Raw genomic sequence first — 14,354 nt, 5'->3', positions numbered from 1 at the left:
ATTACTTCGACGGCTTTTCTTTATAGTTTTTAAACGTTTTATTCTTCACCTTCTCTATCCATGGTATTAAAATCTACCACATTTTTACGATTGGCGAAAATCCGTTCAAATTCATCTTTAGCACCAACAATCAGTTTGTCAAACTCTCTCTGTCCTGTTCCTGCCGGAATCAAATGTCCACAGATAACGTTCTCCTTCAAACCTTCCAAACGGTCTACCTTTCCATTGATTGCAGCTTCATTCAGAACTTTAGTTGTTTCCTGGAAAGAGGCAGCAGACATAAAACTGTTAGTTTGTAATGCAGCACGCGTAATACCTTGAAGTATTTGGTTAGCCGTAGCAGGAATAGCATCACGTACTTCAACCAGTTTAAGGTCACGACGTTTCAACATACTATTCTCATCTCTCAACTTGCGAGCTGTTACAATCTGACCGGCTTGTAATGTTTGAGAATCTCCTGGCTCCGTAACAACTTTCTTGCCCCAGATACGATCGTTTTCATCCATTACCTCCAACTTATCAACAACCTGCTGTTCCAAGAAACGAGTATCTCCCGGATCAACCACTTCTACCTTACGCATCATTTGACGCACAATGACCTCAAAGTGTTTGTCATTGATTTTTACACCCTGCAAACGGTAAACATCCTGAACTTCATTCACAATATATTCCTGAACGGCAGTCGGTCCTTTAATAGCAAGGATATCAGAAGGAGTAATAGCTCCATCGGATAATGGCATACCTGCACGAATATAATCGTTTTCCTGAACTAATAGTTGTTTTGACAGAGGAACCATGTATTTCTTAACTTCGCCAAGTTTAGAAGTGACTGTAATTTCACGATTACCACGTTTGATTTTGCCAAATCCTACTTCACCATCTATTTCAGAAACAACAGCAGGATTAGACGGATTACGGGCTTCAAACAATTCGGTAACACGAGGAAGACCACCAGTGATATCACCGGCTTTACCAACCGCACGAGGAATTTTAACCAAAACTTCACCAGCCTTAACCGCATCTCCGTTTTCTTTAACAACGTGTGCGCCTAACGGCAATGAATAGTTTTTCAAATAATTTCCATTTTCATCTACAATATGAGCAGCCGGAGCCTTCGTCTTATCTTTAGACTCGATAATAATCTTTTCTTTCAAGCCTGTAGTTTCATCACTTTCTACTTTGTAAGTAATGTTTTCTACCAAACTTTCAAATTCAATCTTACCCGAAACTTCAGATACGATAACAGCATTGAACGGATCCCATTCAATAATTACATCACCCTTTTTAACCGTAGCGCCATTGTCAAAGAATAATTTTGAACCATAAGGTATATTATGCGTAAGCAATACAATTTTCGTATTCGGATCTACAATACGCATTTCAGCCAAACGGCTTACTACAACTTTATGTTTCTTTCCATTTTCTTCAGCTTCTACAGCTCGAAGTTCATCTATTTCAAGTATACCATCATATTTTGATGTGATACTATTTTCTGTTGCAATATTAGATGCAATACCACCGACGTGGAATGTACGCAGTGTCAACTGTGTACCCGGTTCACCAATTGACTGTGCAGCAATTACGCCAACAACTTCACCTTTCTGAACCATTCGGCCAGTGGCTAAATTACGTCCGTAACACTTCGCACATACGCCCTTCTTTGATTCACATGTCAATACAGAACGGATTTCAACACTCTCGATTGGAGAATCCTGAATCTTTTGAGCTGCATCTTCACGAATTTCTTCTCCGGAACGAACAATAATTTCTCCGGTAATCGGATGAATAATATCATGAACAGATACACGTCCAAGTATTCTTTCATACAAAGAAGCAATTACTTCTTCGTTATTTTTTAACTCCGTGCAAATCAAACCACGCAATGTACCGCAGTCTTCTTCGTTCACAATTACATCATGTGAAACATCAACCAGACGACGAGTCAAGTATCCAGCATCTGCAGTCTTCAATGCAGTATCGGCCAAACCTTTACGAGCACCGTGAGTAGAAATAAAGTATTCCAATACAGACAGACCTTCTTTAAAGTTTGAAAGAATCGGGTTTTCAATAATCTGGCCACCTTCTGCACCGCTCTTTTGCGGTTTTGCCATCAAACCACGCATACCGGACAACTGACGAATCTGTTCTTTAGAACCACGGGCTCCAGAATCCATCATCATATAGATAGAGTTGAAACCATCATTGTCATTAGTAAGCTGTTTCATCAAAATATTTGACAACTTACTGTTAACATGTGTCCACGTGTCAATAATCTGATTGTAACGTTCATTATTGGTAATGAAACCCATGTTATAGTTAGCCAGAATTTGCTCTACCTCATCATAACCTTCTTTCACCAAGGCATCTTTTTCCGGTGGAATAAGAACGTCTGCAAGGTTAAACGACAGACCACCTTTGAAGGCCATGTAGTATCCCAGATTTTTAATATCATCCAAGAATTGGGCTGTACGGGCAACACCACAAACTTTAATAACCTTACCGATAATGTCACGAAGTGCTTTTTTGCCAAGTACTTCATTTATATATCCAACTTCAGCAGGAACAAACTCATTAACCATCAAACGACCAACAGAAGTCTCCGTCATTTTCCTGATAATATTGCCTTCCTCATCGATATCTTCAACATAAACTTTGATCGGAGCGTGAATATCCACTTTCTTCTCATTATATGCAATTGTCGCTTCTTCTGCTCCATAAAACACCAATCCTTCACCAAGAGTACCCCGACGCATTTTTGTTATATAATACAAACCAAGCACCATATCCTGAGAAGGTACAGTAATAGGAGCACCATTTGCCGGGTTCAAAATGTTATGAGAAGCAAGCATTAACATTTGCGCTTCCAAAACAGCTTCATTGCCTAAAGGTAAATGAACAGCCATCTGGTCACCGTCAAAGTCGGCATTAAATGCCGTACATGCCAATGGATGCAACTGGATAGCCTTACCTTCAATCAGTTTCGGTTGAAATGCCTGAATACCTAAACGGTGCAATGTTGGCGCACGGTTCAATAATACAGGATGACCTTTCATTACATATTCCAAAATATCCCAAACAACAGGTTCCTTACGGTCTACAATCTTTTTAGCAGATTTCACCGTTTTAACGATACCACGTTCGATCAATTTACGAATAACAAAAGGTTTATATAATTCGGCAGCCATACCCTTCGGCAAACCGCATTCGTGCATTTTTAACTCCGGACCAACAACAATAACCGAACGTGCCGAATAGTCAACACGTTTACCCAGCAAATTCTGACGGAAACGTCCTTGTTTACCCTTCAAACTATCTGATAAAGATTTCAGCGGACGATTAGCATCCGTCTTAACAGCACTCGACTTACGAGAGTTATCGAACAGAGAGTCCACTGCTTCCTGAAGCATACGCTTTTCATTACGCAAGATTACTTCCGGAGCCTTAATGTCAATTAATCGTTTCAGACGATTATTACGGATAATAACACGACGATACAGATCATTCAAGTCAGATGTTGCAAAACGACCACCGTCCAATGGTACTAAAGGACGTAGTTCCGGAGGAATAACCGGAATCACCTTCATGATCATCCATTCCGGTTTATTACGTCCTTTCGAAGCACGAAAAGATTCAACAACTTGCAAACGTTTTAAAGCTTCGTTTTTACGTTGTTGTGAACCATCTGTACTTGCGCGGTGACGTAATTCATAAGATAACGAATCAAGGTCCAAACGAGCTAACAAATCATATACAGCTTCAGCTCCTATTTTAGCTATGAATTTGTTAGGATCAGTATCTTCCAGCAACTGATTTTCTTTTGGCAGATTATCCAGAATCTGTAAATATTCTTCTTCTGACAATAAATCCAATTCAGCAACAGTATCAACACATCCCGGTTGAATAACTACATAGCGTTCATAATAAATAATAGAATCTAATTTCTTTGTAGGCAAGCCCAACAAATAACCGATTTTATTAGGCAAAGAACGGAAGTACCAGATATGAGCTACAGGAACTACCAAATGAATGTGTCCCATACGTTCACGACGAACTTTCTTTTCTGTAACTTCCACACCACAACGATCACAAACTATACCTTTATAACGAATACGTTTGTATTTTCCGCAATGACACTCATAATCCTTAATAGGACCAAAGATTCGCTCACAGAATAAACCGTCACGTTCTGGCTTGTATGTACGATAGTTAATCGTTTCAGGTTTTAAAACCTCACCACTGGAGTTTTCAAGAATCTCTTCAGGAGATGCCAGACCGATGGTTATTTTTGAAAAGTTACTCTTTATCTTGTTTTCTTTTCTAAAGGCCATATTTTTTATTTATAAAGAGTTATCAATAGATAAAGTAGATGAGATGAAACTCATCTACTCTTATTGTTGTTGAATTAATCCAAAGTAAAACTTAAACCAAGACCTCTCAACTCATGTAACAATACATTCAAAGATTCAGGGATACCCGGCTGAGGCATAGGATCACCCTTAACGATTGCTTCATAAGCTTTAGAACGTCCAATGACGTCATCAGACTTAATTGTAAGTATTTCCTGAAGAATGTGAGCAGCACCGAATGCTTCCAGTGCCCAAACTTCCATTTCACCGAAACGCTGACCACCAAACTGAGCTTTACCACCTAACGGTTGTTGAGTAATCAAAGAATACGGACCGATAGAACGTGCGTGCATCTTATCGTCAACCATGTGTCCCAACTTCAAAAAGTATGTAACACCTACCGTTGCAGTCTGGTCAAAACGTTCTCCCGTTCCGCCATCATACAAATAAGTCTTACCATAGCGAGGAAGTTCAGCTTTGTCTGTCCATTTATTCAAATCGTCTAAAGTGGCACCATCAAAAATTGGAGTTGCGAACTTAACATCCAAAGAACGACCAGCCCAACCTAATACAGCTTCAAATATCTGTCCCAGGTTCATACGAGAAGGTACACCCAGAGGATTCAAACAGATATCAACTGGAGTTCCATCTTCAAGGAACGGCATATCTTCCTGACGAACAATCTTGGAAACAATACCTTTGTTACCATGACGACCGGCCATCTTATCCCCTACTTGAATTTTACGTTTCTTCGCAATATAAACTTTAGCCATCTGAACAATACCTGTAGGTAATTCGTCACCGATAGTAAGATCAAATTTCCTACGTCTCAGTTCAGCATCTAATTCCTTATATTTCTTCAGATAATTAAGAATAACCTGCTTAATTAACTCATTTTTGTCTGCGTCAACTGTCCATTTACTTACTTGAACAGCATTATAATCTAACTCTTCCAAAGACTTACGAGAGAATTTTGAGCCTTTTGCAATAACTTCCGTATTCGTGTAATCTTTAACACCTTGAGAAGTTTTGCCACTTGTCAAAACCAATAATTTGTCAACAAGCAGATTCTTCAAATCAGCCATTTTCTGCTCGTACTCTTCGTCCAATTTCGGAAGAATAGCCTTATCAGTTAATCTCGATTTACGTTTCTTTACGGCCTTTGAGAACAAAGCTGTATCAATAACGACCCCACGTAAAGAGGGAGTAGCTTTTAATGAAGCATCTTTTACATCCCCAGCCTTATCACCAAATATAGCACGTAGTAACTTTTCTTCCGGAGAAGGATCAGACTCACCCTTTGGAGTAATCTTACCAATCAAAATATCACCGGGTTCTATGCGAGCGCCAATACGGACAATACCTCTTTCATCCAAATCTTTTGTCGCTTCTTCGCTTACATTAGGTATATCTGATGTTAATTCTTCCATACCACGTTTAGTTTCACGCACTTCAAGTATATACTCATCTACATGAACCGAAGTAAAGAAGTCTTCACGAACCATACGTTCGTTCAATACAATAGCATCCTCATAATTATATCCCTTCCATGGCATATATGCAACCTTGACATTACGTCCCAAAGCAAGTTCTCCATTCTGGGTAGAATAACCTTCTGTCAAAATATCACCGGCTTTTACACGTTGCCCACGAGAACAAATCGGTCGTAAATCAACAGTTGTACTTTGATTTGTTTTACGCCATTTCGGAATAACATATGTTTTGATCGAATCTTCGAAGCTTACAAATTCTTCGTCCTCCGTACGATCATATTTAATTTTAATACAAGTAGCATCAACAAATACTACCTCCCCGTCACGTTCTGCCATAATCTGAGTACGTGAATCTCTTGCCACCTGGGCTTCAATTCCTGTACCAACAATCGGCGCATCTGTACGCAACAAAGGAACAGCCTGACGCATCATGTTAGATCCCATCAACGCACGGTTAGCATCATCATGTTCAAGGAAAGGAATCAATGAAGCTGCAATAGAAGCGATCTGCTGCGGAGCAACGTCCATCAAATCTACTTCAGAAGGGGTAACAACAGGGAAATCTGCTTCAAATCTGGCTTTTACTTTATCACGGATAAAAACACCTTCATCGTTCAAAGGTGCATTCCCCTGAGCAATTGTCATTTCCTCCTCTTCTTCAGCTGTGTAATATTGCAAACCTTCTTCTGAAAAATCAACTTTACCATCAACAACCTTACGATATGGAGTTGCAATAAAGCCCAAATCATTTATTTTTGCATACACACATAAAGAAGATATCAAACCGATATTCGGACCTTCCGGTGTTTCAATTGGACAAAGGCGACCATAGTGAGTATAGTGAACGTCACGGACTTCAAATCCGGCGCGCTCTCTAGACAAACCACCCGGCCCTAAAGCTGACAAACGGCGTTTATGCGTAATCTCCGCCAATGGATTTGTCTGGTCCATAAACTGAGATAAAGCATTTGTTCCGAAGAATGAATTAACAACAGAAGAAATAGTCTTAGCATTAATCAAATCTATCGGGGTAAATACCTCATTATCGCGAACATTCATACGTTCACGTACCGTGCGGGACATACGGGCAAGCCCTATCCCAAATTGATTATAAAGCTGTTCACCAACTGTACGTACACGGCGATTGCTTAGGTGGTCAATATCATCAACAATAGCTTTTGAGTTAATCAACTCAATCAGATATTTAATGATCTCAATGATATCTTCCTTCGTTAAAACCTTAACATCTTCACTTGTAGAAAGGCCTAACTTTTTATTTATTCTATAACGCCCTACTTCACCCAGATCATAACGTTTTTCCGAGAAGAACAAATTTGTGATTACTTCACGTGCACTTGCTTCATCGGCAGGCTCCGCGTTTCTCAACTGACGGTAAATATATAAAACAGCCTCTTTTTCTGAATTACTCGGGTCTTTCTGAAGTGTGTTATATATGATAGCATAATCCGACAAATTCTGATCCTCTCGATGTAACAAGACATTTTGAGTTCCAGATTCAAGAATAGCTTCAATACTATCGCTATCAAGAACCGATTCACGATCTATGATAACATCATTACGTTCAATAGAAACAACCTCTCCAGTATCTTCATCCACGAAATCCTCCACCCAAGTCTTCAAAACACGAGCAGCCAATTTACGACCAATCAGTTTCTTCAAATTAGTTTTGGAAACTTTTACTTCTTCAGCAAGATTAAAAATTTCAAGAATATCTCTATCACTTTCAAAACCAATAGCTCTTAAAAGGGTAGTTACAGGCAATTTCTTTTTACGATCAATATATGCATACATCACATTATTAATGTCTGTTGCAAATTCGATCCATGAACCTTTAAACGGAATAATACGTGCTGAATATAGTTTTGTTCCATTAGCATGTATGCTTTGTCCAAAAAACACGCCAGGAGAACGGTGTAATTGGGATACAACAACACGCTCAGCACCATTTATCACAAAAGTACCTCTTTCCGTCATATACGGAATCGGGCCTAAATATACGTCCTGTATCACCGTATCAAAATCTTCATGATCAGGATCCGTACAATATAATTTTAACTTCGCTTTTAAAGGCACACTATAGGTTAATCCGCGCGCAATACATTCGTCAATAGTATAACGGGGCGGATCTATATAGTAATCTAAGAACTCCAACACGAAGTTGTTACGCGTATCTGCAATTGGAAAATTTTCCGCAAATACCTTATACAACCCCTCCTTCTTTCTTTTTTCAGGAGGTGTGTCAAGTTGAAGAAAGTCTTGAAATGACTTCAATTGAACTTCGAGAAAGTCAGGATACGGAAATTGATTCTTTATCGAAGCAAAATTAACTCTTTGGTTTTCAGCTGTTGAAGACATCTAATAGGGAATTTATTGAACTTATTGAAAATATAGACACAAAAAGGTTAAGAGTCCTCGAAGTCGGAGACTCTTAACCAACTCACCTGATTACCAGGCTATAAATACTATTTAAGCTCAACTTCAGCTCCAGCTTCTTCTAAGCTTTTCTTTAATGCTTCAGCATCTGCTTTAGCAAGACCTTCCTTAAGGTTGCTAGGAGCGCCATCAACTAAATCTTTAGCTTCTTTCAAGCCCAGACCAGTTAATTCTTTTACTAACTTAACGATAGCTAATTTATTAGCACCAGCTGCTTTCAATACTACATCGAAAGAAGTTTTTTCTTCTGCAGCGGCAGCAGCACCACCAGCAGCAGGACCAGCAACAGCAACAGCTGCAGCAGCAGGTTCAATACCATATTCTTCTTTAAGGATTGTAGCCAATTCGCTAACTTCTTTTACGGTCAGGTTTACTAATTGTTCTGCAAAAGCTTTCAAATCTGCCATTTTTTGTATGATTTAAATGATTATAATCTGTAATAAATAAATTGATAAATTATCTTTCTTCCAAAGTCTTCAACAGACCATGGATAGTTTGTCCTGATGACTGTAGAGCAGAAATAACGTTTTTCGCTGGAGATTCCAACAAAGCAATAACATCTGCGATAAGTTCATTTTTGCTCTTTATAGTTACCAAAGCTTCTAAGTTTTCAGCACCAATATAGAAGCTTTCCTGTACATAGGCAGCTTTCAACTGGGGTTTACCTTCACCCTTAGTATCCTTAGTAAAATCTTTGATCAGGCGAGCAGGAGCATTAGCCACCTGTGAAAACATCACAGCTGTATTGCCCTTCATTGCATCATGTAACGATGAAAAATCACCATCAACATTTTCCAACGCTTTTTTAAGCAAGCTATTCTTTACTACTACAAGCTTTACTTCCTGTTTAAAACATTCTCTTCTCAATTTACTGGTTTTCTCAGCATCCAATGCTTCGATATCAGTCAAATAGAAATTAGGATATTCTTTAACAGTTGCAGTAAGCTGTTCTATTATAGCACCTTTATCTTCCTTTCTCATTGTCTAATTATTTTTTTAGATTTCTTCAACTGATTTGGGGTCAATTTTAATACCCGCACTCATTGTACTTGAAAGATAAATGCTCTTTATATATGCACCTTTAGCTGCAGACGGTTTCAACTTCAGAAGAGTTGAAATAAATTCCTTCGCGTTATCACGAATCTGATCGGCATTGAAAGATACCTTTCCGATTGATGTATGAACGATACCGGATTTGTCTACTTTAAAGTCGATCTTACCTTGCTTAACCTCCTTCACCGCATTGCCAATTTCATTAGTAACCGTACCGCTCTTAGGATTAGGCATCAAACCACGAGGGCCTAATACACGACCTAAAGCACCGATCTTACCCATGATAGAAGGCATAGTAATGATAACGTCAATATCGGTCCAACCACCTTTAATTTTATCGATATACTCATCCAAGCCAACATAGTCAGCTCCAGCAGCAGTTGCTTCAGCTTCCTTGTCAGGTGTACATAATGCGAGAACCCTAACTTGCTTACCTGTTCCGTGAGGCAACGAAACGACGCCTCTTACCATTTGATTGGCTTTACGGGGGTCAACACCTAAACGAACATCAACATCCACAGAAGCATCAAATTTAGTAGTAGTAATTTCTTTTACTAAAGCTGAAGCTTCCTTCAATGTATATGCTTTCCCAGCTTCAATTTTGCCCAAAGCCAACTTTTGATTTTTTGTAAGTTTACTCATCTCAATTGAAGTTTATTAATTATTACCCGGGAATGTCCCTTTAACAGTGATACCCATACTTCTGGCTGTTCCTGCAACCATTTTCATGGCAGACTCAACAGTAAAGCAGTTTAAATCGACTAACTTGTCTTCTGCGATAGTTTTTACCTGATCCCAAGAAACTTCTGCAACTTTCTTACGATTTGGCTCAGCAGAACCACTCTTTAATTTAGCAGCTTCCAATAATTGAATAGCAACAGGAGGGGTTTTAACAATAAAGTCGAAAGACTTATCAACATAGTAAGTGATTACCACAGGTAATACTTTACCAGCCTTGTCTTGGGTCTTGGCATTAAATTGCTTGCAAAACTCCATAATATTAATACCCTTAGAACCTAAAGCAGGTCCTACTGGGGGAGAAGGGTTTGCTGCTCCTCCTTTAATCTGCAATTTGATTTGTCCAGCAACTTCTTTAGCCATTTTTCTAAAATTTAGATATATAACATCAAAAACAGAAAGTCAAGTACTTTTCGTAACAAGAGTACTATTCTTTCTCAACTTGCATATAGCCCAGCTCAAGCGGGGTTTTCCGTCCGAAGACTTTAACCATCACTTTAAGTTTCTTTTTCTCGGCATTGACTTCTTCGATCACACCAGTAAAACCGTTAAACGGTCCAAAAGTGATTTTCACATTTTCTCCAACATAAAACTGGATATCCAAGTCTTCCTGTTGTTCCTGTAATTCATCAACCGTACCTAAAATACGACTCACTTCAGCAGGACGCAATGGAACAGGATTATCTGATCCTCCTAAAAATCCAATAACATTGGGAATGTTTCTCAATCGATGAGCGACTTCACCAACCAATGCAGCCTCTACCAACACATATCCCGGTAAGTAAGCTCTCTCTTTCATTACTTTCTTACCGTTACGCACCGTAAAAGTCTTCTCCGTAGGAATAAGAACCTGATTGACATATTCACCCAGATCCGTATTCTTCAGTTCAGCCTCGAGATATTCTCTGACTTTATTCTCCTTACCACTAATGGCACGCAGAACATAAAATTTCTTTTGGATATCAGACATATCTAAAACTGATTAAAAGATTTTCTCGTAGAAGAAACGCATTACGCTTTCGAAGCCTAAGTCTACAACAAAGATTACTGCCGCGATTATAAGGGAAGCAAACATAACAACCACAGCACTATTGGAAAGCTCTGTTCTTGTAGGCCAAGAAACTTTATAAACAAGTTCGTTATAAGATTCCTTAATATAAGTAATTATCTTTTTCATCGAATCTATAGATTTTTAGCACGGAAGGAGAGGCTCGAACTCCCGACACCTGGTTTTGGAGACCAGTGCTCTACCAACTGAGCTACTTCCGTAAAATAGCCAGTCTTTTTACAGACTGGCTAAAACTCTATGTTTAATTTGAATTAGTTTTCTAATTCTGTGATCTGACCAGCACCTACAGTACGTCCACCTTCACGAATAGCGAAACGAAGACCAACATTACAAGCTACCGGATAAATCAGTTCAACTTCAATTGTTACGTTATCACCAGGCATAACCATTTCAGTTCCTTCAGGAAGAGTAATTTCACCAGTTACGTCCAATGTACGGATATAGAACTGAGGACGATATTTGTTATGGAATGGAGTATGACGACCACCTTCTTCTTTTTTCAGGATATAAACCTCAGCTTTGAACTTAGAGTGTTCTTTAACCTGACCCGGGTGACAAATTACCATACCACGTTTGATTTCGTTCTTGTCGATACCACGAAGCAACAGACCTACGTTGTCACCAGCTTCACCTTGATCCAACAATTTACGGAACATTTCAACACCTGTAACAACAGATTTCTTTCCGTCAGCACCCAGACCAATGATCTGAACTTCTTCACCAACTTTTACGATACCTGTTTCAATACGACCAGTAGCAACTGTACCACGACCTGTGATAGAGAACACGTCTTCAACCGGCATCAAAAAAGGTTTGTCAACTTCACGCGGAGGCAGCGGAATCCAAGTATCTACCGCATCCATCAGTTCCATTACTTTTTCTTCCCATTTTGCATCACCGTTCAATGCACCCAAAGCAGAACCACGAATGATAGGAGTGTTATCGCCGTCGAAATCATAGAAAGAAAGAAGTTCTCTCATTTCCATTTCAACCAATTCCAACATTTCTTCATCGTCTACCATGTCACATTTGTTCATGAAAACAACCAATCTAGGAACGTTTACCTGACGAGCCAACAAAATGTGTTCACGAGTCTGAGGCATAGGACCATCAGTAGCAGCAACTACGATGATAGCACCGTCCATCTGAGCAGCACCAGTTACCATGTTCTTTACGTAGTCGGCGTGACCCGGACAGTCTACGTGAGCATAGTGACGATTTGCAGTCGAATACTCTACGTGAGAAGTGTTAATAGTAATACCTCTTTCTTTTTCTTCAGGAGCATTGTCGATTGAATCGAATGAACGCAATTCTGAAAGACCTTTCTTTGCCAATACTGTAGTAATTGCAGCTGTCAAAGTTGTTTTACCGTGGTCTACGTGACCAATCGTACCAATGTTCACATGTGGTTTCGATCTGTCAAATTTCTCTTTTGCCATAACTTAATTGTTCTTTATTTAATTAATGATCATGTTCTAAAAAAAATACAAGCGAGCCTAAACCGAGACTTGAACTCGGGACCTCTTCCTTACCAAGGAAGTGCTCTACCGCTGAGCTATTTAGGCAAATAGAGCGGAAGACGGGATTCAAACCCGCGACCCTCAGCTTGGAAGGCTAATGCTCTATCGACTGAGCTACTTCCGCCTGTCATTAATATATATGTGGGCAGTGATGGATTCGAACCACCGAAGGCGAAAGCCAGCTGAGTTACAGTCAGCCCCATTTGGCCACTCTGGTAACTGCCCTTTCAATACATTAATTGAGCCTCTTGTCGGATTCGAACCAACGACCCCGAGATTACAAATCACGTGCTCTGGCCAACTGAGCTAAAGAGGCATTATAAACTTCTAAAAGAAGCCGTTTCGTCATCATGGCGAAACGGCTGCAAATTTAGATATTATTTCTTATATACCAAATTTATCTACCGTTTTTTTTTATTTGGCTCTTATTTTTTCTTTGAATTTAACCAACTGCTTTTCTAAAGCCTCAACACAGTCATCTATAGCAGCCTCAAAAGAATCGGCAACCTTCTCTGCGAAACAATCGCCATTCTTAATATTTAACAGAATTCCCGCCTGCTTATTCTGGGCAGTTTCCGGTTTAACTACTTTCAAAGTAACTTCTGCTGATAGAATACCGTCAAAATACTGGTCTAATTTAGAAACCTTTTTTTGAATAAATGTTTCCAACTGACTGGTAGCATCAAAATGGATAGCTCGAATTCTAATTTCCATAATTACCTCCTTTTTTAGCTCTGGGATGAGCATGATACACTTTTTTTAATTCCTCAAAAGTCGTATGTGTATAAACACTGGTTGAAGCCAAGCTGCTATGTCCGAGCAATTCTTTCACAGCATTTAACTCTGCCCCATTGTTCAACATACTTGTTGCAAATGAATGTCTCAATACGTGCGGACTACGTTTTGCCAATGTTGGAATATCCGACAGTTTCTTTTTTACAATATTATAAACCATACCGGCAGATAACTGTTGTCCATTCTTTCTTACAAAGAACCACTCGCTTTGCGCGCCAACTTCACGATTTCGAACTTCCGTGTATGCAAGCATCAAGTCTTTTAAACCTTCCGCAAAAGGAATCAAACGCTGTTTATTACGCTTTCCCGTCACTTTCAACAACGACGCATCAAAATCCACATCAGCATCTTTTATCCCGATCAATTCCGAACGACGCAATCCGGTATCGTAAAGCATTTCAATCACCAAATGATCCCTTACACCTTCAAAATCCTCATCAAACCCATCTCCATCCAACAAAGCTTCCATATCCCCTTCTTTTACAAAATAAGGCAATGGCTTTTTTGTCTTTGGTCCAACAATCAACCGGAGCGGATTCACAGAGACAATTTTCTGTTTCATGAGAAACTTAAAAAAAGATTTCAAAGAACTTAATTTCCGATTTACCGACACTGGGGATATTTTTTCGTCCAATAAACAGACGATCCAATCTCTCACTATATCCGCATCAATAATATCAGGAACAAACACCCCTTCTTGACACGACTTTACATATTCTTCAAATTGGTTTAAATCTTTTGAATACGCCTTCACTGTATAATCGGAATAATTCCTTTCATAGCGAAGATAATTTAAAAAGTCATCAATCAGAATGTCCACGTTGCATCAACTTTTATGCAACGAAAATAGGAATAAGAATTCAATAAAACAAGCCCTGTTAGATAT

11 protein-coding genes and 5 tRNA genes are annotated in these 14,354 nt (G+C 39.2%); all 16 read right to left on the bottom strand.

Annotated features, from left to right (window positions below; translation table 11 throughout):
- Positions 1-38: 38 nt before the first annotated feature.
- The 16 genes from rpoC to C1721_RS08785 all read right to left on the bottom strand — a co-directional run bounded on the left by rpoC (position 39) and on the right by C1721_RS08785 (position 14,282).
- Positions 39-4,328 carry a DNA-directed RNA polymerase subunit beta' gene (rpoC, locus tag C1721_RS08860; protein WP_102408025.1) on the bottom strand — a complete coding sequence of 1,430 codons (4,290 nt, stop codon included), beginning with the start codon at positions 4,326-4,328 and terminating at the stop codon, positions 39-41.
- 74 nt (positions 4,329-4,402) lie between these two features.
- Positions 4,403-8,215 (bottom strand): DNA-directed RNA polymerase subunit beta, encoded by a 3,813-nt coding sequence (gene rpoB / locus C1721_RS08855; RefSeq protein WP_102408024.1) that lies wholly within the window; start codon positions 8,213-8,215, stop codon positions 4,403-4,405.
- 107 nt (positions 8,216-8,322) lie between these two features.
- Positions 8,323-8,700: a 50S ribosomal protein L7/L12 gene (rplL, locus tag C1721_RS08850; protein ID WP_102408023.1), complete on the bottom strand. Its 378-nt coding sequence runs from the start codon at positions 8,698-8,700 to the stop codon at positions 8,323-8,325.
- A 49-nt stretch (positions 8,701-8,749) separates the two neighbouring features.
- A complete protein-coding gene (gene rplJ / locus C1721_RS08845; RefSeq protein ID WP_102408022.1) occupies positions 8,750-9,274 on the bottom strand; it encodes a 50S ribosomal protein L10 in 525 nt (174 codons plus the stop codon).
- 15 nt (positions 9,275-9,289) lie between these two features.
- Positions 9,290-9,988 (bottom strand): 50S ribosomal protein L1, encoded by a 699-nt coding sequence (gene rplA / locus C1721_RS08840; protein ID WP_102408021.1) that lies wholly within the window; start codon positions 9,986-9,988, stop codon positions 9,290-9,292.
- A 15-nt stretch (positions 9,989-10,003) separates the two neighbouring features.
- The gene (gene rplK, locus C1721_RS08835) at positions 10,004-10,447 is read right to left on the bottom strand and encodes a 50S ribosomal protein L11 (protein ID WP_102408020.1); all 444 of its coding nucleotides are present in this window, start codon (positions 10,445-10,447) and stop codon (positions 10,004-10,006) included.
- A 64-nt stretch (positions 10,448-10,511) separates the two neighbouring features.
- Positions 10,512-11,054 carry a transcription termination/antitermination protein NusG gene (gene nusG / locus C1721_RS08830; protein ID WP_102408019.1) on the bottom strand — a complete coding sequence of 181 codons (543 nt, stop codon included), beginning with the start codon at positions 11,052-11,054 and terminating at the stop codon, positions 10,512-10,514.
- 12 nt (positions 11,055-11,066) lie between these two features.
- Positions 11,067-11,261, bottom strand: a complete 195-nt coding sequence (gene secE, locus C1721_RS08825) for a preprotein translocase subunit SecE (RefSeq protein WP_007654183.1) — start codon at positions 11,259-11,261, stop codon at positions 11,067-11,069.
- A 19-nt stretch (positions 11,262-11,280) separates the two neighbouring features.
- Positions 11,281-11,353: transfer RNA gene (locus C1721_RS08820), tRNA-Trp, on the bottom strand.
- A gap of 51 nt (positions 11,354-11,404) precedes the next feature.
- The gene (gene tuf / locus C1721_RS08815) at positions 11,405-12,592 is read right to left on the bottom strand and encodes an elongation factor Tu (RefSeq protein WP_102408018.1); all 1,188 of its coding nucleotides are present in this window, start codon (positions 12,590-12,592) and stop codon (positions 11,405-11,407) included.
- Positions 12,593-12,646: 54 nt separating this feature from the next.
- Positions 12,647-12,718 (bottom strand) — tRNA-Thr (locus C1721_RS08810).
- Positions 12,719-12,724: 6 nt separating this feature from the next.
- A tRNA-Gly gene (locus C1721_RS08805) sits at positions 12,725-12,797 on the bottom strand.
- 18 nt (positions 12,798-12,815) lie between these two features.
- A tRNA-Tyr gene (locus C1721_RS08800) sits at positions 12,816-12,898 on the bottom strand.
- 17 nt (positions 12,899-12,915) lie between these two features.
- A tRNA-Thr gene (locus C1721_RS08795) sits at positions 12,916-12,989 on the bottom strand.
- Positions 12,990-13,087: 98 nt separating this feature from the next.
- Positions 13,088-13,387: a ribosome hibernation-promoting factor, HPF/YfiA family gene (gene hpf, locus C1721_RS08790; protein ID WP_102409355.1), complete on the bottom strand. Its 300-nt coding sequence runs from the start codon at positions 13,385-13,387 to the stop codon at positions 13,088-13,090.
- A complete protein-coding gene (locus C1721_RS08785; RefSeq protein ID WP_102409357.1) occupies positions 13,377-14,282 on the bottom strand; it encodes a tyrosine-type recombinase/integrase in 906 nt (301 codons plus the stop codon). Before C1721_RS08785 ends, hpf begins: the two co-directional genes overlap by 11 nt.
- Positions 14,283-14,354: the final 72 nt, after the last annotated feature.

The sequence above is a fragment of the Parabacteroides bouchesdurhonensis genome, assembly GCF_900186615.1.
GTDB classification, from domain to species: domain Bacteria; phylum Bacteroidota; class Bacteroidia; order Bacteroidales; family Tannerellaceae; genus Parabacteroides; species Parabacteroides bouchesdurhonensis.
The sequence above is the reverse complement of the archived record's forward strand: the minus strand, read 5'-3'. Positions and strand labels throughout refer to the sequence as shown.

Excerpts from the sequence above, each read along its gene's own strand:
- tuf (WP_102408018.1), bottom strand. The coding sequence starts at position 12,592 with ATGGCAAAAGAGAAATTTGACAGATCGAAACCACATGTGAACATTGGT.
- rpoC (WP_102408025.1), bottom strand. The coding sequence starts at position 4,328 with ATGGCCTTTAGAAAAGAAAACAAGATAAAGAGTAACTTTTCAAAAATA.
- nusG (WP_102408019.1), bottom strand. The coding sequence starts at position 11,054 with ATGTCTGATATCCAAAAGAAATTTTATGTTCTGCGTGCCATTAGTGGT.
- secE (WP_007654183.1), bottom strand. The coding sequence starts at position 11,261 with ATGAAAAAGATAATTACTTATATTAAGGAATCTTATAACGAACTTGTT.
- rplJ (WP_102408022.1), bottom strand. The coding sequence starts at position 9,274 with ATGAGAAAGGAAGATAAAGGTGCTATAATAGAACAGCTTACTGCAACT.
- hpf (WP_102409355.1), bottom strand. The coding sequence starts at position 13,387 with ATGGAAATTAGAATTCGAGCTATCCATTTTGATGCTACCAGTCAGTTG.
- rplA (WP_102408021.1), bottom strand. The coding sequence starts at position 9,988 with ATGAGTAAACTTACAAAAAATCAAAAGTTGGCTTTGGGCAAAATTGAA.
- rpoB (WP_102408024.1), bottom strand. The coding sequence starts at position 8,215 with ATGTCTTCAACAGCTGAAAACCAAAGAGTTAATTTTGCTTCGATAAAG.
- rplL (WP_102408023.1), bottom strand. The coding sequence starts at position 8,700 with ATGGCAGATTTGAAAGCTTTTGCAGAACAATTAGTAAACCTGACCGTA.
- rplK (WP_102408020.1), bottom strand. The coding sequence starts at position 10,447 with ATGGCTAAAGAAGTTGCTGGACAAATCAAATTGCAGATTAAAGGAGGA.